Source organism: Prevotella sp. MGM1, from assembly GCF_002933775.1.
Classification (GTDB): Bacteria; Bacteroidota; Bacteroidia; order Bacteroidales; family Bacteroidaceae; genus Prevotella.
This window is the reverse complement of sequence record NZ_BEWV01000206.1, coordinates 107,108-129,149: the sequence shown is the minus strand read 5'-3', so window position 1 is coordinate 129,149 and position 22,042 is coordinate 107,108. Positions and strand designations below refer to the sequence as shown.

The window sequence follows — 22,042 nt, the reverse complement described above, 5'->3', positions numbered from 1 at the left end:
CGGTTTTCCTCGCATCGTTTATTTCTTTAATAACGATGCGAGGAAATTTTATGAAGGCTGTATGAGTTTATGTATAGTTATGTTAATGTAAGCCAGATTATGGGTCAGTAGAAATTTAGTGGGGATATGCATATATCTTTGCTATTCTAAAAAGGAAGAACTTTTTATCCACTACTCCATGTAAGTTTGCCCTAAAGAGTTTAATTTTTGCATTGAATGACTCCGCTGCCGCATTTGAGGCCCTGTTATTGTAGAAATTCAGGATGTCATCATAGTGTTCATAGAATGTAGCTGCTATAACATTGAACGATTTTATCTTTGACTCATCCACTTTATTGTACCACCGGGCCATGCCCAGTCTCGCGGCGTCCTTAATTGTGTTTTTAGAAAATATCATCCTTAAGGAATGCGAGAGTCCATACGCCATTTGAATGTCTGGATATTCTTCAAATAGAATTCCAGCTCTTTCTTTCTGTCGTTCAGTCCATTTGTCTGCAGACTTGAACAGGAGATACCTACTTCTGATAAGTAGTTCCGGACGTGTGTCTCCGTTTGGAAAACGGTAAGGCATGTACGCTTTTCCAGTCTGTTTGCACTCCTCCATTGCTTTGTTGCGACGCGTCCCACCGGTGAACTACACGGATTCCCTGTATGGCATCACAGGCAAGTTTCTGTATATGAAAACGGTCTATGACACGTTTAGCTTTCGGGAAAGCAACGGAAACAATCTTGCGCATGGAATCGGACAGGTCAAGAGTCACTTCCTCCACCGCTTCTCGTGTATCCTCGTCTATTTTGCTTTGTATGACATCCTCCGACTTAGCCCCTGCCATGACTGCCACGAGACACCCCTCACGACCATGCCGGTCACGGTTGGTGATAAAGGTATATAGTTCACCGTTCGATAGAGACGACTCGTCTATAGCCAAATGTGGGCCTATGTTGTCAGGGAACAACATCCATCTGTCCGCATGATCGAGTTGTTCCCAATCCCAGAACCCACTGAGTGTTTCCTTATACTGTTTCTCAAATGTATGACCATTTATATGATAGAACTCCTCAAGCGTATGGCAGGTCGCCGGGGATGTCTCCATACGTCTCTTTTAAAAAAGCTCCAAATTCCTTGGAGTAACGGGTGCCTTTACAAACCACATCCAGATCGATGGGGATACTGAAACTTTTGCCTGTACGCGTGTCAGTCCAGCGACGGCGGCGTATCATCAAGATGACCCTATGGTCACGGATTGGGAAGTCGGTGACGCTTACTGCATCCATGAAGCCTTTGTATTCAAAGTGAACGTTACCAGACAAGTCCGGATTCATTAATTCATCCAGATGAATGTGTATTTCTGTAGATGTTTGCTTAATACCGACTACTGAAAAGTAGTTGAGGATTTCTGAGGGAAGCACGATGTGCGCCAAAACCTCTAATTGATTTGTTTCCATAAAGCAAAAATCGGGAGTTTCTTTAAAACAACGAAAAAATCCCCACTAAATTTCTATGAACTGAACCCAGATCATATGTAAGCGAGGTTGGACATTTAGGATGATAGATTGCATTGGAAAATTAATGAGTCACACCGTAAGTATATAATAAATGTCTCGCACTTCACAGTGTGAGACATTCTTCTTCAATAGGTATTAGCTTTTTTAAGGTAAAAAGATTGTATTCAGGATAACTGCTCCAAAGGTAAATCTTTATTCTAATACTCGCAAATCAAATTGTATGTTTAAAAACATATTTTTGATAAAATTTAATCAAAATGAATGTTATTGTTTTATTTGTAAATATAATTATCCTATTTTTCCGTATAATAAATGGGTGAAATAGAGTTATAAATGGAGGAGTATTGTAGAAAAAGAGTTCATGATTGATTTAAAATTATAATATTTTTCCCAATGAGATGTTTGCTAGTTATATTTTTTTTGCTTTGCCGTTTGTCAGGTAACTTGCTCTAATATATGCTAAGAGTTATTTGTTGTCTGCTAATTGGGGACTCAGGCCACCATCTGATTTTTTTATTGTATATCGATAAAATGCAACTGGTTTATCGTTTTGTGTCCATTAAGGCGTTTGAAACTCGAAAATATTGTCTGGTTGATAAAAATAATAGACAAATATCATGAGGCCTATGTGAAAATGATTAATAATTATCCAAAGGGTAATTGATATTTTAATAAATTTGTGGATAAAGGCACAATGGGCAGTTATGTTTTTGTGGTATTGATGCGAATAAAAGTTGACGTGAATATTTATGCTTAATTTTATTAGTTTTGGTGTCCTTTTCAATAAAATATTGATTTTTTTGAAAAAAGTTTGTGAAATGTTTGGTAGTATCAAAAAAAGTGACTACCTTTGCATCGCAATTCAGAAATGAGGCGCAAACAATACAAAAGAGGCTCCTTAGCTCAACTGAATAGAGCATCTGACTACGGATCAGAAGGTTATAGGTTTGAATCCTATAGGAGTCACAAAGAGAAGCACTTCCGCTTCTCTTTTTATTTTATATACATTATAACATAAGTCTAAAAGTATTGTTTTTATTTTGTGTTTTGTCTATTTTACCGTAAATTTGCACCTTAAATAGTATTATTGATATGGAAATAAAGAACGCTGAGTATGTCATAAGTTCCCCCATGGTATCAATGTGCCCTAAGGATGTGAAACCTGAATATGCATTTATCGGAAGATCCAATGTGGGTAAGTCGAGCCTGATAAATATGTTGTGTAGAAATAAAAAATTGGCAAAAACATCCGCTACACCTGGCAAAACAATGCTGATAAATCATTTTATAATAAATAAAGAATGGTATCTTGTCGACTTGCCTGGATATGGTTTCGCAAAACGTTCAAAAAAAGAGATAGCGAAACTGGAACAGATGATAAACGGATATATATTGCAAAGAGAACAGCTTGTAAATGTTTTTGTACTTGTGGATATTCGTCTTGAAGCCCAGAAAATAGATATAGACTTTATAAATTGGCTTGGTGCTAGCAGTGTGCCTTTTGCAATTGTTTTCACGAAAGCAGACAAACTTAATACAACAAAAGTGCAATCAAACCTTATATCTTATAAAAAGAAACTAGGTGAGACATGGGAAGAACTTCCACCAATGTTTGTAACATCGTCAGAAAATAGGCAAGGACGGGATGAAGTACTTAATTATATAGAAGCAGTAAACAAGACATTTGCTGAATAAAATAACGCAATGGCAAAAGAAATTCCATATTTAGATGTTCAGAACCTGACAAAATCATTTGGTGCTCTTACATTATTTGAGGATATAAGTTTCAGCATAGCAGAAGGCAAGAAAGTAGGACTTATAGCAAAAAACGGTACGGGTAAATCAACGTTATTGTCTATTATATCTGGGCAAGATACTTATGATTCCGGAGAAATTGTTTTTAGGCGCAATTTGAAAATAGGGTACCTTGAACAGTCTCCTAAATTTAATCCGGAAGATTCCGTACTTGACGCTTGCTTCAATCATCGTGGTGACGATGAAATGGTGCTTAAGGCCAAGCAAATATTGACAAAGCTTAAAATTACAGATCTTTCTCAACAGATCAATCAGCTTAGTGGAGGTCAGCAAAAAAGGGTCGCATTGGCAAATGTACTTATTACGGAGCCTGATTTATTGATACTCGATGAGCCGACAAACCATCTTGATCTTGAAATGATAGAGTGGTTGGAATTGTTTCTTGCCCGCGGTAACAAAACTTTACTGATGGTGACCCATGACAGGTTCTTTCTTGACAGGGTGTGCAGTGTTATTTTGGAGCTTGACGACAATAAAATATATACCTATCGTGGAAACTATAGTTATTATTTAGAAAAACGACAAGAACGTATAGATGCCAAAAACGCTGAGATTGCACGGGCTAATAATCTTTATAGAACAGAGTTGGATTGGATGCGGCGTATGCCTCAGGCTCGAGGGCATAAGGCAAGATACAGGGAGGAGGCTTTCTATGAGTTGGAAAAGGTGGCTAAACGGCGTGTAGAGGAGCGACAGATACGGTTGAAATCAAGTAGTGTATATATAGGTACAAAAATTTTTGAATGCCAGTATATATCCAAAGCATGGTCGCCTGAGTGTGTGGTGATGAATGATTTCTATTATAATTTTTCACGGTATGAGAAAATGGGTATAGTAGGAAATAATGGCACAGGAAAGTCGACATTTGTCAAAATGCTAATTGGGCAAGAGAAACCTGATTCTGGTAAAATCGTTGTTGGTGAGACTGTACGGTTCGGTTATTTTTCCCAAGAAGGTCTTGTATTTGATGAAAGACAAAAAGTTATAGATGTTATAACGGCAATTGCTGACTATATTGATTTAGGTGGCGGACGTCATATGACGGCATCTCAATTTCTGCAGTATTTCATGTTTACTCCCGAGCAGCAGCATAACTACGTATATAAGTTGAGTGGCGGCGAGCGGCGTAAACTTTATTTATGTACGGTTCTGATGCGTAATCCTAATTTTCTTGTATTAGACGAGCCGACGAATGATCTTGACATAGTGACACTTCAGGTGTTGGAGGAGTATCTTGCCGATTTTCCAGGGTGTGTCATTGTTGTGAGCCATGACCGTTATTTTATGGATAAGGTAGTTGATCATCTTCTAGTATTCAAGGGCAATGGGGAAATAAAGGATTTTCCCGGTAATTATACGCAATACAGATCGTGGAATGCATTGGAGTCGGCTAAGGAAGATAGAAAGGTGGGATGTGACAAAAAGGTATCGGGTAAAAAGAACTACCATAATGATACAAGGCGTAGGATGACTTACAAAGAAAAGATGGAGTTCTCTATATTGGAAAAAGAAATATCAGATTTGGAGCATGAACAGAAGAATATTGAAGCTGCATTGTGCAGCGGAACACTTAGTGTTGATGAATTGACTGAGAATAGTAAGCGACTTCCCGTATTACAACAAGAACTGGAAGAGAAAAGTATGAGATGGCTTGAACTTAGTGAGATAGAAATAAAGTAATTCAGGCATGGAACATCATTATCCTTCACGATTACTTGAAAAGGCGGTGGGCGAGTTTGCCAAACTACCGGGAGTGGGGCGCAAGACCGCTCTTAGGTTGGTTCTTCATCTATTGCGGCAGGACGTGGAATCTGTAAATGCTTTTGCGGGTTCAATAAGTAAAATGCGCAATGAAGTAAAGCATTGTTCTAAATGCCATAATATCAGCGATACGGATATTTGTCCTATATGTGCAGATATGAGGCGTGACAGCACTGTTATATGTGTAGTGGAAAATATTCAGGATGTTATGGCTGTCGAAAATACGCAGCAGTTCGATGGTTTATATCATGTTCTTGGTGGAGTAATATCGCCTATGGATGGTATTGGCCCAGGAGATATAGAGATAGAGTCTCTTGTAAACAGGGTATCTGAAGGTGATATAAAAGAGGTGATATTGGCTCTGAGTTCGACTATGGAAGGTGATACGACCAACTTTTACATATACAGGAAACTATCGTCGTTTGATATTGAACTTAGCGTTATCGCAAGAGGCATATCTGTTGGAGACGAATTGGAGTATACAGACGAAGTTACTCTTGGTAGATCTATATTAAACAGGACACCATTTGATAAAAAATAAATCTAATATGGATAAAACAAGAAAAAATCTATTGACAATATTCATTATTGCGATATTGTTGCCATTATTATTTGTTGGCTTTTTTGAGCTTTGGGGTATAGGACAAGGAATACTTTTAGATGCATACGGTCAATTAGAGTTTGTCGTTATGTCTGTTATGGAATTGGTAACCATAATATGTATACCAGTCTCACTTCGGTTGTTTAAGTTTACCAAAGTTCGTAAGGAATTGGCTTTCAGTGGAAAACGTGCGTTAGTAAAATGGGGCAAGATAAGGTTGGTTATCCTTGGCAGTTTGTTTGCAATGAATATTTTGTTGTATTATCTATTCATGCAAAGTTCATTCGGTTATCTTGCTATTATAGTATTTATAAGCATGTTTTTTGTGTATCCAGGCAAGACAAAATGTGAGGAGGAACTATATAATGCAAGGGGATGAAACTGACAGTTGTAATCGTAAACTATAATGTAAAATACTATATAGAGCAGTGTCTTAATAGTTTGGAGAAAGCTCTCAAAGGTATAGAAAGTGAAATTTTTGTAGTTGACAATCATTCAGAAGATGATTCTATCGGGTATCTTCGTAAGCGGTTTGAATATGTAAATATAATAGAGTCTAATAGAAATTTAGGGTTTGCAAGAGCTAATAATATTGCGATAAGACGCTCTTCGGGAGAATATATATTGCTGCTTAATCCTGATACGTTTGTGTGTGAGAATACAATTCGTGGGGCTTTAGAATTTTCGGATAAGCATTTGAATGCAGGAGGAGTCGGGGTTAAGATGTATAATGCAGACGGGACTGTGGCAATGGAATCGCGACGTGGTTTACCTACACCAATGACTTCTTTTTATAAAATGTGCGGACTTTGCGCAAAATTTCCGAAAAGTAAACGTTTCGGACGTTATTATATGAGTTATTTGGACTGGGACAAACCGGCAAAAATAGATGTGGTAAGCGGAGCATTCTTTTTGGTAAGGCGCTCTGCGCTTGATAAAGTGGGACTTCTTGATACTGATTTTTTTATGTATGGAGAGGATATTGATTTGTCATATAGATTACTGAAGGGGGGATTTGATAACTGGTATTTGCCGTTTCAAATATTGCATTATAAAGGAGAAAGCACGCACAAGACATCTTTTAGATACGTTCATGTGTTTTATCAAGCCATGTTGATCTTTTTTCGTAAGCATTATGGACATCTTAAATTGGGGGTTGTTTTGCCTATAAAGGTTGCCATATACATGAAGGCTTTTATTGCGTTTGTTGTGATGATGACTAAATGGATGCGTAAATCTCTCGGTTTTGTAGAAAAGTTTGGTAATGAGCCTAAGTTTATATTTATCGGAAATGAAAGAATGTTGAAATCGTGTATAGAAATATCCCATCGTATGGGATTAACGACAGAATCGTTTTGTGTGAAAAATGAGAATGAAATAAGGAAAATACCTTTCTCAGTTTGTGCGGATGGAAAGGCGGTGACATATATAGTTTTTGATACAACAGTGTACAGTTATGAGAATATAATTAATTTTATGTCAAAAAATAAGGATACTAATGTCAAGTTGGGAACATTTAACGTTAATACAGGGATACTTATAACTCCGGATGAAATAATAAGATAAATGAGAGATATGGATATTTTTCCACATGTAAAATTACGGGCGTTGGAACCGGAAGATCTTGAAATTCTCTATGAAATAGAAAATAATGTAGCGTTGTGGAATGTCGGAATAACTAATGTGCCATATTCAAAATTTACACTGCATGATTATATCTTATCTGTTACCGGAGATATATATACAGACAAACAAGTAAGATTAATGGTTGAAAACAAAGATAATGAAATTGTTGGGATCGCTGATGTCATAAATTTTGATCCTCGTCATTTGCGTGCAGAAGTCAGTATTGTTGTTATTGACAAATATCGTAATCAGGGATATGCCGGAAGTATATTAAATCATCTTGCAACGTATTCTAAGAATATATTGCATTTGCATCAACTTTATGCATTTGTAGCTGAAACTAATAATGCATCTATACACTTGTTTGAAAAAATGGGATACTCAATCGGTGGAGTATTACATGATTGGTTGTATGACGGTAATAGGTTTCAAAATGCACTATTGGTACAAACTTTTTTGTGATTTTTACAGAATAAATTTGGTTGTTCAATTTTTTATTAGTACCTTTGCATCCGCAAACGGAGAAAGATTGGTGCGTTAGTTCAGTTGGTTAGAATACATGCCTGTCACGCATGGGGTCACGGGTTCGAGTCCCGTACGCACCGCATAAGAGTTCTGGAATAAATATTTCAGAACTCTTATTTTATTACATAAACACATTTGAGTTTTGTATTTTCTTGTTTTTCCTTTGTTTTTCTCCGTCTATCAATTTTTTTGTTGTACCTTTGCAACTAAAATGTATTAATATGGGAATTTTCGGCTTTTTTAATAAGAACAAAAAAGAAACGCTTGATAAGGGCTTGGAAAAGACTAAAACAAGTGTATTTGACAAATTGACACGTGCGGTTGCAGGCAAGTCGAAGGTTGATGATGACGTTCTGGACAACTTGGAAGAAGTACTTATAACGAGTGATGTAGGAGTAGATACAACTCTGAAAATTATACAGCGAATTGAGGATAGGGTGGCACGAGATAAATATGTAAGTACTTCCGAGCTTAATCGTATTCTTTGTGATGAGATTGCATCTTTACTTGCTGAAAATAATAATGGGAATAATGATGATTGGGAGTTGCCTTCTGGTCATAAGCCTTATGTAATACTTGTTGTTGGAGTAAATGGTGTTGGAAAAACAACAACAATAGGAAAACTTGCCTATCAATTTAAGAAAGCAGGAAAGAAAGTCTATCTTGGTGCAGCCGATACATTTAGAGCTGCGGCTGTGGAGCAACTTTGCATTTGGGGAGAACGTGTCGGTGTCCCTGTTGTTAAGCAGCAAATGGGTAGTGACCCGGCATCTGTGGCGTTTGACACACTAAGTAGTGCAAAAGCAAATGATGCTGATGTTGTAATTATTGATACGGCTGGTCGTCTTCATAATAAAATAGGCTTGATGAATGAGTTAAAAAAAATAAAGGATGTAATGAAAAAGGTACTTCCACAAACACCGGATGAAGTCATGCTTGTGCTAGATGGAAGTACGGGCCAAAATGCTTTTGAACAAGCCAAGCAGTTTGCTGCGGTTACGCAGATTACATCATTGGCTATAACTAAACTTGATGGCACAGCCAAAGGTGGTGTTGTGATTGGCATAAGCGATCAATTGAAAGTGCCTGTGAAATATATAGGACTTGGTGAGGGTATGGAAGATTTACAGTTGTTTAGAAAACATCATTTTGTAAATTCTCTGTTTAATACAACAGATTGAAAAGTGAAGAAAACGATTGATTTTATCACAATGGGGTGTTCTAAGAATTTGGTGGATACTGAAATTCTTATGAACAAATTTGAAAATAAGGGGTATTATTGTACTCATGATAGTGAAAATCCTCATGGAGAAATAGTTGTAATAAATACATGTGGATTTATTGGAGACGCCAAACAGGAAAGTATAAATACAATATTGGAATTTGCACAGGCGAAAGATGAAGGTAAGATAGAGAGACTTTATGTGATGGGGTGCTTGTCACAAAGATACAAGGGTGAACTTGAAGCGGAGATACCACAAGTCGATAAATATTATGGGAAGTTTGATTATACGGAATTACTCAATGAACTTGGAGTTTCTGATGATGAGACCGAAAGAATTAGACATCATATAACAACTCCACGGCATTATGCTTATCTAAAGATAAGTGAAGGCTGCGACAGACGGTGTGCTTATTGTGCAATACCCATTATCACAGGCAAGCATAAGAGTCGTCAGATGGACGAAATATTAAATGAGGTACGTTCACTTGTATCAGATGGAACAAAGGAGTTTCAGATAATCGCTCAAGAACTTACATATTATGGTGTAGATATAGATGGTAGACAGCATATTGCGGAATTGATATCCCGCATGGCAGATATTCCGGGGGTGGAATGGATTCGTTTGCATTATGCTTATCCTGCAAATTTCCCTTTAGAATTATTGGATGTGATGCGCGAAAAGCAGAATGTATGTAAATACTTGGATATTGCTTTACAACATGTGTCGGATAATGTATTAAAGCGTATGCATAGGAATATTACTAAAAAAGAAACTTATGAGTTGATAGAAAGTATACGTAGGAAAGTGCCAGGAATTTATATTAGGACAACATTAATGGTCGGTTTTCCTGGAGAGACGGAAGAGGAATTTAATGAACTGATCGATTTTGTTCGTGAAATGCGTTTTGAACGTATGGGGGCATTCGTTTATTCAGAAGAAGAAAATACGTATTCTGCATTACATTACGAAGATGATGTTCCTGAAGAAATAAAGCAGCAACGTCTTGATAAAATTATGACTTTGCAGCAACGAATAAATGCAGAATTTGAAGCAGAAAGGATTGGAAATATAGTACGTGTGTTGATAGATAGAAAAGAAGGAGAGTATTATGTAGGACGTACAGAATACAGTTCTCCAGAAGTAGATCCGGAAGTTTTGATTCCTATTGCGGAGAGACGATTGATTATAGGTAGTTTTTATGATGTGAAGATTGTTGATGCAGAAAGTTTTGATTTATTTGGAACTGTCATACAAAATTGAGAATAATGAATAATAAAGAGTTTATTTCAGCATTGGCTCGTGATACAGGTTATGGTATATCTGATACACAAAGAATGGTTACAGATATCATAGATGTTATGAGTGATAAATTCATGGATGGAGATTCTGTGATGATATCAAATTTTGGTTGTTTCAAAGTAAAGAAGAAGCTGGAGCGTATAATGATTAATCCTTCAACACAGCAGCGTATGCTTGTTCCTCCAAAGCTTGTACTGGGGTTCAAACCCAATACGTCATGGAAAGATAAGTTAAAGACAGAAAGTAAGGATAAATAAAATGGGGAGAATTTCAATACAAGAAATATCAAAGGTATTAATTGAAAGGTATCAGTTGGGGAGTCTGGAGTCCGAAGGCTTTGCCAATGCAATATTTAATGTAATAAGGACGGGATTAGACAATGACGGGTTTGTCAAAGTTAAAGGATTGGGGACTTTTAAAATAATTGGAGTTGATGCTCGTGAAAGTGTTAATGTTAATACTGGAGAACGAGTTGTGATAGAAAGTCATGGAAAAATAACTTTCACACCAGATTCAACAATGAAAGAGTTGGTTAATAAACCATTTTCACAATTTGATACAGTTATTTTGGGGGAGGATATTGAAATAGTTAATATAGATGAGAATGTTCAAGAAGCGGACGAAGTCAAAAAAAAAGATGACGGTGATTCTGTAATAAATGAAAATAACACAGAAGTATTCTTGGATAGCAAGATTGATGATATAGAGAATGATGAAGTTGAAGATAAAAAGCAAAATGTAGCAGGACCAATGGAATGTAAGAGTTCTTTATTAAGTTCTCAAATTAATAGTGAAACCAAAGGAGAGTTAGATTCTCAAAATATGACGGATGATAATATTAACAGTATAATGTTATCAACTAAAAAAGACAATAAGATTGTTTTTTTTATAATTTCAGCAATAGCATGTTGTGCATTTGCATATGGAGGTTATCGTTATGGAATATATGATTCAACTCCAAATGTTCAAACTCCGAAATTTTCAGTTGCTAAAAAGGCCAATATCAATATAAAAAAGAAAATAACGAAAGTTGAGAAAAAAGAGATATCAGATGTGAGTGAGGTTGCATTCAAAAAAGATACATTGCAAAAGCAAGAAAATACTGTTCTTGATAATATTCAAATATCGAATTATGACCAATATGAAGCAAAAGATCATCGTGTGAGAACAGGTGCTTATCGTATTATTGGGACAGATCATGTGAGAACAGTTAAAGCGGGGGAAACTCTTACTGGTATATCTCGGGTCACTTTGGGTGATGGTATGGTATGCTATATTGAGGTTTATAATGATTTGGAGCAGAATGCAAAAATAAAAGAGGGGCAAAAAATAAAAATACCTAAATTGGAATTAAAGAAAAAACGAAAGTAAGTTGAATATAAAAGTTTCTTAAAATATAAAAATTAAGAAACTTTTTTTGATTTATTAAGGTGTAGTTTTCTGAAAAAAACTTATTTATTGACTACTTTTGTATTCTGAATATATAATATAGTAGAATTAAAATAATAATTATGTCAGAGGCAATTGATATTCGTGAATTAAATATACGGATAGAGCAACAAAGTTCATTTATTACAAATTTGATAAAAGGGATGGATCAAATTATTGTTGGTCAAAAACACCTTGTAGAATCTCTATTAATAGGTTTGTTAAGTGATGGACATATTTTATTGGAAGGTGTTCCGGGATTAGCGAAGACATTGGCTATAAAAACTTTATCACAATTAATAGATACAGATTATAGCAGAATACAGTTTACGCCAGATTTGCTTCCGGCGGATGTTTTAGGGACAATGATATATTCTCAGAAAGAGGAAACATTTCAAGTAAAACGAGGACCAGTTTTTGCCAATTTTGTATTAGCTGATGAAATAAATCGTGCGCCAGCAAAGGTTCAAAGTGCGTTGTTGGAAGCAATGCAGGAGAAACAAGTTACTATAGGCAGTGATTCTTTTAAGTTACCTAATCCCTTTTTTGTTATGGCAACTCAAAATCCAATAGAGCAAGAGGGGACATATTTATTGCCAGAAGCACAAGTTGATCGTTTCATGCTTAAAGTAATTATTGACTATCCAACATTAGAAGAAGAAAAACGAATTATACGGGAGAATATATCAGGTGTACCAAAAGAAATAAAACCAGTGATATCATCAGAAGAGATATTGAAAGCTCGTACGGTAGTATATGACGTTTATATAGATGAGAAGATAGAACAATATATTGCAGACATTGTTTTTGCGACAAGGTTCCCAGAACGTTATGGATTAAATGATATGAAAGGGATTATTTCGTTTGGTGGTAGTCCACGTGCAAGTATAAACTTAGCAAAAGCATCTCGTGCTTATGCTTTCATTAAACGTCGCGGATATGTGATACCAGAAGATGTACGTGCGGTTGCACATGATGTCCTCCGTCATCGCATCGGGCTGACTTATGAGGCAGAGGCAAATAACGTTACAAGTGAAGAAATTATAAGTAGAATAATAAATAAGGTAGAAGTGCCTTGATGGAAGCTCATGAACTTATAACCAAAGTACGCAAAATAGAGATAAAGACTCGTCGTCTGAGTGCTAATATTTTTGCTGGACAATATCATTCTGCGTTTAAAGGGCGTGGAATGGCATTTAGTGAGGTTCGTGAATATCAGTTTGGCGATAATGTTCGTGATATAGACTGGAATGTTACAGCACGTTTTGGACATCCTTATGTGAAGGTTTTCGAAGAAGAAAGAGAATTAACCGTGATGTTATTAATCGATGTCAGCGGTTCTCTTGACTTTGGTACCCATCATCAAACTAAAAGTAATATGGTGGCTGAGATTGCCGCTACATTAGCATTTAGTGCTATTTTGAATAATGACAAAATCGGAGTAGTTTTTTTCTCTGATAGAATAGAAAAGTATATTCCACCAAAGAAAGGACGTAGGCATATTTTGTATATAATCCATGAAATGCTTAATTTTAAGCCTGATAGTAAAAAAACAGATTTAAAAGGTGCTTTGGAATTTATGTCAGGCATGATGAAACGACAATGTACAATGTTTATCCTTAGTGATTTTTATGTAAAAAATGACATTTTACAACCTTTGAGTATATGTAGTCGTAAGCATGATGTTATTGCTATTCAGGTTTATGATAAACGAGCAAAAGAATTACCTGATATTGGAATAATGAGAATTATTGATGCGGAAACAGGTATTGAACAGTATATTGATACGGGAAGTAAACGTTTACGTGAGGCTCATTATAATTATTGGTTGAAGCGTCAAAGGATGTTGAAAGATATTTTTAATAAAAGTAATGTTGACAATATCTGTATTTCGACTGATGAGGATTATGTAAAGTCATTGATGATAATGTTTAAACAGAGAAGTTGAGAATGAGAAAGCGACTATTTATTCTAACCATATTATTTGTTCTTAAACTATCTGCGATAGCAAAGGTGTCAGTTGATGCACGGTTGGACTCTGTTGAAATATTCATAGGCCAACAAGTGCAAATTACGTTATCAGTAACAACAGATAAATCTGCGAATGTTTTTTTTCCGGTATTTACCCCCCAGCAACAGATAATTCCCGGAGTTGAGGTTTTAAATACAAGTGAAACAAAAATAGATGCAATAGAAAATGGAGTGTTGTATTCACGTGTATATACTTTAACTTCGTTTGATGCGGGTTTATATTATTTACCACCATTTGAAATAAATGTAGACAAAAAAGTATATAAAAGTGAAAGTTTGGCATTGAAAGTACTGTCTGTAAATGTGGACACAACTGATGTATTTAAGTATTATGGTCCAAAAGATATTCAGACAAATCCGTTTAAATGGAGTGATTGGAGTTGGTTGTTTGGACTGAGTATATTAATGCTAATATTGTTGTCTTTGGATTATTATTTTTATTTGCGTTTACGTGATAATAAACCAATTATAAAGAAAGTAAAATTTGTAAAACGTCTTTTACCACATCAAAAAGCAATTAAGGCCATAGAACAAATTAAAGCCGAAAAATATCCCGCATCGGACAATCCAAAAGAGTACTATACCAAACTGACGGATGCCCTGCGTAAATATATTCAGGAGCGATTTGGATTTAATGCGATGGAAATGACTAGTAATGAAATTATTGAAAGATTGAAAAATATACAGGAGCCAAAAGATATATATGAGCTTGGTTCTTTGTTTCAAGTGGCAGATTTAGTTAAATTTGCGAAGTACTCAACGCTTATAAATGAAGATGATAAAAACCTTGTAAATGCTATTGCATTTATTAATTCTACAAAAATAGAAAAGGTTATAGATGAAAAAGACCATTATCCGCAATTAACCAATAAAGAGGTCCAATCTATTAAAACCCGTAATTTTTTGAGAATAATAATAATTGGAATAGCAATCTCGTGTTTGACATTATTGTGTTATATTGTATATGGAATTAGTCAAATACTAATTTTATAAAGTTTAAGCATCAATGAATATAGAATTGTTTGATAACAATGAATGTGATAGAATTTGCGAATAAAGAATATCTGTTTTTATTATTACTAATAATACCATATTTGATATGGCATATAATGTATAAGAACAAAACAGAATCAACAATTCGGGTCAGTGATTCGTCGGCATACCAATATTTTCCTAAAAGTTGGAGGATAAGATTAATGCCAGTACAGATACTTCTTCGTATAATTGCTTTTGTTTTTATAGTATTTGCCATGGCTCGTCCCCAAACAAATAACTCTTGGAATAATGAGTTTGTGGAGGGAATTGATATAATGATGGTTATGGATGTTTCCACAAGTATGTTGGCAGAGGATTTGAAACCCAATAGGCTGGAGGCATCAAAACAAGTTGCATCAGAGTTTATCGTGGATCGGCCCAATGACAATATTGGGTTAACGATATTTGCGGGTGAGGCATTTACTCAATGTCCCATGACAATTGATCATGCATCTTTACTTAATTTATTGAAGAATGTTAGAACTGATATTGCAGCGAGAGGGTTAATACAAGATGGAACGGCTATCGGTATGGGATTGGCTAATGCAATAAGTCGTTTGAAAGATTCAAAAGCTAAAAGTAAAGTAGTTATACTTCTCACTGATGGAAGTAATAATATGGGTGATTTGTCTCCTATGACTGCGGCGGAAATAGCCAGAAGTTTTGGTATTAGGATATATACGATTGGGGTAGGTACGGATAAGTTGGCTCCTTATCCGAAAGAGGTTGCCGGTCAAATACAATATGTATATCTTCCTGTTGAAATAGATACAAAAGTATTGGACGATATAGCAAGAGAGACACAAGGTAGTTTTTATCGTGCAACAAATACTCGTGAGTTACAATATATATATAAAGAGATTGATAAATTAGAAAAGACTAAATTAAGTTTAAAGAAGTATAGTAAGAAATATGAGGCATATCAGCCATTTGCTATTGTTGCAATAATATCTCTGTTATTAGAAATACTTTTGAGAATAACGGTTTTTAGAAAGATACCATAATAATATGTTTAGATTTGGAAATCCGGAGTATTTATATTTATTAGTGCTAATTCCTATTTTAGCATTAGTTCGGTTTTATGTTATACATCGTCAAAAACAAAAATTACGTATATTCGGTGATTTAAATTTAGTAAAAGATTTGATGCCGGATGTTTCGGTTTGGCGCCCAAGAATAAAATTTTGGTTATTGGAGTTAGGGATAGCGGTATTGGTTATTGCAATAGCTCGTCCTCAAATTGGGACAAGTGTTATTAATGATAAACGTGTCGGTATTGAAACTATAATAGCTTTGGATATTAGTAATTCAATGTTGGCGGAGGATGTAGAGCCTAATCGTTTGGTTAGAAGCAAAATGTTAGTAGAGAATCTTATAGATAAGTTTACTAATGACAAGGTTGGTTTAATAGTTTTTGCAGGTGAGTCTTTTGTTCAATTACCTATTACAAGTGATTTTGTTTCAGCAAAAATGTTTTTGAATACGATTGAGCCATCGTTAATTGATGCACAAGGAACAGATATTGCCGGTGCTATAGATATGGCTTCAAATAGTTTTACTAAGCAAAGGGGAATAGGAAAGGCTATAATTCTTATAACGGATGGTGAGAACCATGAAGGAGGAGCAAATGAGGCAGCCTTGAGAGCGAAAGAAAACGGTATGGCTGTTTTTGTTTTAGGTATAGGAACAACACAGGGCTCACCAATTATAGTTGATGGAAGAGAAATAAAAGATATTAATGGTAATATCGTTATGTCTGCATTGAATGAGGCCATGTGTGAAGAAATTGCAAAAGCAGGTGGAGGTGCCTATATACATGTGAATAATAATAGTGATGCACAGAGGCTGTTGGATATAGAATTGGCAAAATTATCTAAGAATGAGATTTCTAATAATATGTATACAGAGCATGGTGAACAATTTCAAGTATTTTGTTTGATAGCTTTATTGGTTATCATTATTGAGATTTGTATATTTGAGCGTAAAAATCCGATATTCCGTAATATAAGGCTTTTTGATAACAGAAAAACACTCTTGCTCATTATTATGATGGCATTATTTTCAGTACCAATGTATGGGCAAGTAGATAGATTTTATATTCGTTCAGGTAATAAAGATTATAAGAAAGCTAATTACTCCGAAGCAGAGGTCTATTATAGAAAAGCTCAAGAAAAAAACAAAAAAAATCCCCAAGCCATATATAATTTGGGCAATGCTCTATTAATGCAGAAAAAGGATTCTGTTGCCATTCGTCAATATGAAGAAGCAGCACGTATAGAAACAAATGTATTTCGTAAAGCAAGATCATTTCATAATATAGGAGTCATCTGTCAAAATCATAAAATGTACTCGGAGGCAATAGAATCATATAAGAATTCTCTTCGTCTTAACCCGAATGATGATGAAACCAGATATAATTTGGAGTTATGCAAACGACAGTTGAAACAGCAGAAGGAGCAAGAAAAGAAAGATAATCAAAAAATGAAGCAAAATAATAAAGAGGACAATCAAAAAGAAGATAAACGTCAGAAACAGCAGCCAAAAGATAATCAGGAACAGGACAAGCCAAAAGGTGGAATGAGTAAGGAAAATGCAGAGCAGTTGCTTAATGCTGTTATTCAGCAAGAAAAAGATGCCCAGCAGAAAATGAAGAAAGCAATGCAGCAACCTCGCTCAAGAAGAAATCAAAAGAATTGGTAAAATGAGGATATTTATAGTTTCTTTTTTAAGTTTTGTATTTGCAATATCGGTTTTTGGGCAAAAAATTATTGCGGAAGTATCACCAAATATCGTTGTTGGTGAACAGTTTCATTTGACATACACGGTGAACAGCCAGGATGTAAAAGAGTTTAGGATAGGAAAAATACCGGAAGAATTGGAAGTCTTGATTGGACCTAAAACATCATATCAATCGAGTTATCAATTAGTAAATGGTAAAGCCAGTTCTTCCCAAACACTTACATATACCTATGTTTTGTTTGCAAGTAAGAAAGGAACGTTTGTCATCCCTTCCGCCCAAATAATCGTAGGTAATAAAAGAATAGAATCTAATTCGGTAAAAGTATATGTTGGTTCAAATCCACAATCATCGAATACCAATAAAGGAAGTCAGGGTAAACCAATTGCTCATGGTTCCGGTACAAAGATATCCGGTTCCGATTTATTTGTAAAGGTCAGTGCCAATAAACGTAGTGTTTATGAGCAAGAACCGGTTTTATTGACATATAAGGTTTATACATTGGTTGATTTGACACAATTGATTGGGAAAATGCCGGATTTAAAGGGTTTTCATACACAAGAACTGGAATTGCCCCAGCAAAAGAATTTTAAAGTAGAGATGTTTAACGGACGTCCATATCGTACTGTAACATGGAGTCAATATGTCATGTTTCCACAGGTTGTGGGAAAATTGGATATACCGAGTATAACATTTAATGGTATTGTTGCGCTTAAGAATCTTAATGTGGATCCATTTGAGGCTTTTTTCAATGGTGGTTCCGGGTATACAGAAGTCAAGCATAGTATAAAAGCTCCAGGATTGACACTTCAAGTCGTTCCATTGCCAAACAGACCTGCTGGTTTTTCTGGCGGAGTAGGTAAATTCACATTATCTGTTGGTTTGAATAAGAATGAAGTTAAAACAAATGAGCCGATAAAAGTAAGCGTGACTGTTAATGGAACAGGAAATCTGAAGTTAATAAAAGCCCCTAGTGTAAATTATCCAAAGGATTTTGACAGGTACGATGTTCAAACTACAGACAAAACGGAATTGACAAGTCGTGGGGTTGAGGGAAGCATGGTATATGATTATTTGGCCGTGCCTCGAAATCAAGGAAAATTTGAAATTCCCCCTGTTGAATTCATATACTATGATTTAGAATCGAATAGCTATAAGACCTTAAAGTCTTCTAAATTGGTTTTAAACGTTTCTAAGAATCCCGAGGATGATATTGAGGTGGCAAAGTCGCAAGCATTAAGTGACAATGATATAAGAGATATTAAGATTGGGCCATCTGTCATTTCTGACGATATTTTCTTTGGTTCTTTTAGATATAAGTTGGTGTTAACGCTCTTTTTCTTATTGTTTATAGGCATGTTTTTTATTTTTAAATATAAGAAAAATGGAACAGATTGGTATAAGCAAAAAGAGAATAGGGCTAATAAGGTTGCTGCCAAACGATTGAGGACAGCCAAGAAGTTGATGTCGGAGGACAACCAAGCTGGATTTTATGATGAAGTGTTAAGGGCTTTATGGGGATATATAGGATATAAACTTCGAATTCCAGTAGAACAACTATCTCGTGATAATATAAGTCAGAAGTTATTTGACTTTGGAATTGATAATGAAATAATAAAACGTTTTATAGAAGCACTTGATGAATGTGAATTTGAACGTTATGCACCTGGTGATGCAAAAGGAAATATGAACAAAACATTTAATACTGTAATGGATGCTATTATGCAAATAGAAGATGGAATGAAGGGGAAAAAATCCTTTGGCAAAAGAATTATTGGACTGAGATTGTATTTTGTTATAATACTTGTTTTAGCTCCCCTTTCATTATTTGCTATAACAAAGGATGAGGCAGATAGTTTGTATTTGATGAAACAATACAAGTTGGCAGTAAAGGATTATGAATTGGTACTTAGTAAGGGAGTAAGTTCTGATTTATATTATAATTTGGGTAATGCTTATTATAAATCAGGTAATATAACGAGAGCTATTATAAATTATGAGCGTGCGTTGTTATTAGATCCTAGTGATGACGATATTAAGACGAATTTGCGGATTGCGAATAATAGGATAATAGACAAGATTGTTCCTCGTCCGAAAATATTTTTCATAGAGTGGTACAATTCAGCAATGAATCTTATGAATGTTGATGGGTGGGTCGATTTAGGATTTGTTGCATTAGGTATGGTAATAATCTTTTTCTTGCTTTATTTCTTTTCTCGTCGTATTGTTCTAAGAAAGATAGGATTTTTTGGAGGAAGTATTTTTGTTGTGATATTTGTTACAGCTACAATATTTGCTTATGAACAGAATCAGAAATTGATAGAGCGTAATGAAGCTATTATTTTGACACCGTTTGTTTTGATAAAGAAAAGTCCTTCAAGTGGAGGTTCAGATCTTTTTATGTTGCATGAGGGAACAAAGGTCCAAATCTTGGATGGTGAACTGATGGAGTGGAAAGAGATACGTCTTTTGGATGGAAGAAAGGGCTGGATAGAAACATCAAACATAGAAAGAATATGATATGGATTTAGACGCATTAATACAGTTAGACAAAGAATTATTATTGTCCGTGAATGGAAGTACTTCTCTTTTTGTGGACAATTTGGCCATGGTTTTGACATCAGCAGTCACTTGGGTCCCATTATATATATCACTATTTTATATAGTGGTGCGTAATAATGAAAGTATGAAGCAAATACTTTTGATTATTTGTTGTGCTGCATTGTGCGTTCTATTATCCGGTACAGTTGATGATATGTTTGTGAAGCCCAATATTGCACGGCTTCGTCCTTCCCATGATTCGCAAATAGCGATGCTTGTTGATGTTGTCGATGGATATAGGGGAGGGAAATATGGTTTTTTTTCAGCTCATGCGGCAAATACATTTAGTATAGCGATTTTTTTCAGTATGCTTGTTCGTAGCAAGATATTCTCGGTAATGCTTATTTTCTGGTCTTTATTGAATTGTTGGACAAGGATGTATTTGGGCGTGCATTATCCGGGAGATATAATATGCGGATTAATCTGGGGTGGTTGTGTTGGATTATTTGTATATTATATTGTTTACTTCCGTATAAACCGTTATATATCAAGTGGAATGCGGTTTATTTCGTCACAATATACATCGCAAGGATATCTCAATACGGACTTGGATGTTATCATATCAGTATTAGTTTATACATTTATTTATGCATTGTTTCGTGCGTGTTTTTAATTAGAAGAAGATGTTTATGGATATAAAGAATATAAATATAAGTGATTATAATTATAATCTACCAGATGAGCGTATTGCTAAATATCCCAAGGAGGAGCGAGATAATTCTAGTTTGTTGATATATAATCATGGAGAAATCATAACGGACAGATTTTATAATCTTACGGATTATTTACCATCTAATTCATTGATGGTGTTTAATAATACAAAGGTTATTCAAGCACGTCTTCATTTTAAGAAGTTGACAGGAGCCTTGATTGAGGTTTTTTTGTTGGAACCGTATTCTCCATCCGATTATGAGCGAGTTTTTCAAACCACTCATGAATGTTCTTGGCTATGTCTTGTGGGTAATTTGAAAAAATGGAAAGAAGGAGTTTTAACGTCTGAATTTGATGTTAATGGGAAGCATATTGTTTTGACAGCGAAGAGAGGTGATTTATATCATACATGTCATCGCATAGACTTTGAGTGGAATGAAGAAGTTACATTTGCTGATATTTTGGACGCAGCAGGGGAGTTACCGATTCCTCCATATTTAAATAGGGAAACACAAGAGAGCGACAAGAATACTTATCAGACAGTATATTCCAAAATAAAAGGAAGTGTGGCGGCTCCGACTGCTGGACTTCATTTTACGCAACGTGTTCTTTCGGATATAGACATGAGAGGTATTGAGCGTGATGAGATAACATTGCATGTTGGAGCCGGTACTTTTAAGCCTGTTAAGAGTGAAACGATCGAAGGACATGAAATGCACACGGAGTATATCAGTGTTCATAAAAGTACATTGGAACGATTAAAAGAGTATAACGGTCAGGCCATTGCTGTAGGGACCACAAGTGTAAGAACCCTTGAAAGTCTCTATTATATGGGATTACGTTTATTTAAAAATGCCAATTCGTCAGGTGAAGAATTACATATTGACCAATGGGAACCTTATGAAACGACAGCAAATATTACCCCATTGGAAGCGATAGAGTGTTTGCTGGCATATATGGAGAGTAAAAAAATAGAAGTTTTGCATTCAAGTACACAGATAATAATCGTTCCTGGATACGAATATAAAATAGTAAAAATGCTTATAACCAATTTTCATCAACCGCAGAGTACTCTTTTACTTTTGGTCAGTGCGTTTGTAAATGGAAATTGGAGAAAGATATATGACTATGCGTTATCACATGATTTTAGATTTTTAAGTTATGGAGATAGCTCTTTATTAATACCTTAAAGAATAGAAT

19 protein-coding genes, 2 tRNA genes and 1 pseudogene are annotated in these 22,042 nt (G+C 35.2%); 20 read left to right on the top strand and 2 right to left on the bottom strand.

The window, feature by feature from the left end; genetic code table 11:
- Positions 1-115: 115 nt before the first annotated feature.
- Together MoGM_RS10020 and MoGM_RS10015 are read right to left on the bottom strand one after the other, a co-directional pair.
- Positions 116-1,094 (bottom strand): annotated as a pseudogene (locus MoGM_RS10020) (transposase).
- Complete coding sequence (locus MoGM_RS10015) at positions 1,060-1,446, bottom strand: hypothetical protein (RefSeq protein ID WP_104369932.1); 387 nt, start codon at positions 1,444-1,446, stop codon at positions 1,060-1,062. The pseudogene MoGM_RS10020 and the gene MoGM_RS10015 overlap by 35 nt, the downstream one beginning before the upstream one ends.
- 952 nt (positions 1,447-2,398) lie before the next feature.
- Between MoGM_RS10015 and MoGM_RS10010 the strand changes: the two genes are divergently transcribed.
- The 20 genes from MoGM_RS10010 (at position 2,399) to MoGM_RS09915 (ending at position 22,032) form a co-directional block, all read left to right on the top strand.
- Positions 2,399-2,472: transfer RNA gene (locus MoGM_RS10010), tRNA-Arg, on the top strand.
- A gap of 126 nt (positions 2,473-2,598) precedes the next feature.
- A complete protein-coding gene (gene yihA / locus MoGM_RS10005) occupies positions 2,599-3,201 on the top strand; it encodes a ribosome biogenesis GTP-binding protein YihA/YsxC (RefSeq protein ID WP_104369931.1) in 603 nt (200 codons plus the stop codon).
- A gap of 9 nt (positions 3,202-3,210) precedes the next feature.
- The gene (locus tag MoGM_RS10000; protein ID WP_104369930.1) at positions 3,211-5,001 is read left to right on the top strand and encodes an ABC-F family ATP-binding cassette domain-containing protein; all 1,791 of its coding nucleotides are present in this window, start codon (positions 3,211-3,213) and stop codon (positions 4,999-5,001) included.
- A gap of 7 nt (positions 5,002-5,008) precedes the next feature.
- Positions 5,009-5,623, top strand: coding sequence for a recombination mediator RecR (recR, locus tag MoGM_RS09995; protein WP_104369929.1), 615 nt, complete (start codon positions 5,009-5,011; stop codon positions 5,621-5,623).
- A 7-nt stretch (positions 5,624-5,630) separates the two neighbouring features.
- Positions 5,631-6,062, top strand: a complete 432-nt coding sequence (locus tag MoGM_RS09990) for a hypothetical protein (protein ID WP_104369928.1) — start codon at positions 5,631-5,633, stop codon at positions 6,060-6,062.
- On the top strand, positions 6,059-7,249 hold the full coding sequence (locus MoGM_RS09985) for a glycosyltransferase family 2 protein (protein WP_104369927.1): 1,191 nt from the start codon (positions 6,059-6,061) through the stop codon (positions 7,247-7,249). The genes MoGM_RS09990 and MoGM_RS09985 overlap by 4 nt, the downstream gene beginning before the upstream one ends.
- Positions 7,250-7,771: a GNAT family N-acetyltransferase gene (locus tag MoGM_RS09980; protein WP_104369926.1), complete on the top strand. Its 522-nt coding sequence runs from the start codon at positions 7,250-7,252 to the stop codon at positions 7,769-7,771. It begins immediately after the preceding gene.
- Between the two features lie 69 nt (positions 7,772-7,840).
- Positions 7,841-7,914 (top strand) — tRNA-Asp (locus MoGM_RS09975).
- A 141-nt stretch (positions 7,915-8,055) separates the two neighbouring features.
- Positions 8,056-9,015 carry a signal recognition particle-docking protein FtsY gene (gene ftsY, locus MoGM_RS09970; protein ID WP_104369925.1) on the top strand — a complete coding sequence of 320 codons (960 nt, stop codon included), beginning with the start codon at positions 8,056-8,058 and terminating at the stop codon, positions 9,013-9,015.
- A gap of 3 nt (positions 9,016-9,018) precedes the next feature.
- Positions 9,019-10,320: a 30S ribosomal protein S12 methylthiotransferase RimO gene (gene rimO, locus MoGM_RS09965; protein ID WP_104369924.1), complete on the top strand. Its 1,302-nt coding sequence runs from the start codon at positions 9,019-9,021 to the stop codon at positions 10,318-10,320.
- A 5-nt stretch (positions 10,321-10,325) separates the two neighbouring features.
- Positions 10,326-10,616: an HU family DNA-binding protein gene (locus MoGM_RS09960; RefSeq protein WP_104369923.1), complete on the top strand. Its 291-nt coding sequence runs from the start codon at positions 10,326-10,328 to the stop codon at positions 10,614-10,616.
- Between the two features lies 1 nt (position 10,617).
- Complete coding sequence (locus tag MoGM_RS09955; RefSeq protein WP_104369922.1) at positions 10,618-11,730, top strand: HU family DNA-binding protein; 1,113 nt, start codon at positions 10,618-10,620, stop codon at positions 11,728-11,730.
- A 140-nt stretch (positions 11,731-11,870) separates the two neighbouring features.
- Positions 11,871-12,866, top strand: coding sequence for a MoxR family ATPase (locus MoGM_RS09950; RefSeq protein WP_104369921.1), 996 nt, complete (start codon positions 11,871-11,873; stop codon positions 12,864-12,866).
- Positions 12,866-13,735, top strand: coding sequence for a DUF58 domain-containing protein (locus MoGM_RS09945; RefSeq protein WP_104369920.1), 870 nt, complete (start codon positions 12,866-12,868; stop codon positions 13,733-13,735). Before MoGM_RS09950 ends, MoGM_RS09945 begins: the two co-directional genes overlap by 1 nt.
- Before the next feature lie 2 nt (positions 13,736-13,737).
- Complete coding sequence (locus tag MoGM_RS09940) at positions 13,738-14,811, top strand: BatD family protein (RefSeq protein ID WP_104369919.1); 1,074 nt, start codon at positions 13,738-13,740, stop codon at positions 14,809-14,811.
- A gap of 47 nt (positions 14,812-14,858) precedes the next feature.
- A complete protein-coding gene (locus MoGM_RS09935; RefSeq protein WP_104369953.1) occupies positions 14,859-15,857 on the top strand; it encodes a VWA domain-containing protein in 999 nt (332 codons plus the stop codon).
- A 4-nt stretch (positions 15,858-15,861) separates the two neighbouring features.
- Positions 15,862-17,553: a VWA domain-containing protein gene (locus tag MoGM_RS09930; RefSeq protein WP_104369918.1), complete on the top strand. Its 1,692-nt coding sequence runs from the start codon at positions 15,862-15,864 to the stop codon at positions 17,551-17,553.
- 1 nt (position 17,554) lies between these two features.
- On the top strand, positions 17,555-20,110 hold the full coding sequence (locus tag MoGM_RS09925; RefSeq protein WP_104369917.1) for a BatD family protein: 2,556 nt from the start codon (positions 17,555-17,557) through the stop codon (positions 20,108-20,110).
- Position 20,111: 1 nt separating this feature from the next.
- Positions 20,112-20,804, top strand: a complete 693-nt coding sequence (locus MoGM_RS09920; RefSeq protein ID WP_104369916.1) for a phosphatase PAP2 family protein — start codon at positions 20,112-20,114, stop codon at positions 20,802-20,804.
- 16 nt (positions 20,805-20,820) lie between these two features.
- Positions 20,821-22,032, top strand: a complete 1,212-nt coding sequence (locus MoGM_RS09915; protein WP_104369952.1) for an S-adenosylmethionine:tRNA ribosyltransferase-isomerase — start codon at positions 20,821-20,823, stop codon at positions 22,030-22,032.
- Positions 22,033-22,042 lie beyond the last annotated feature (10 nt).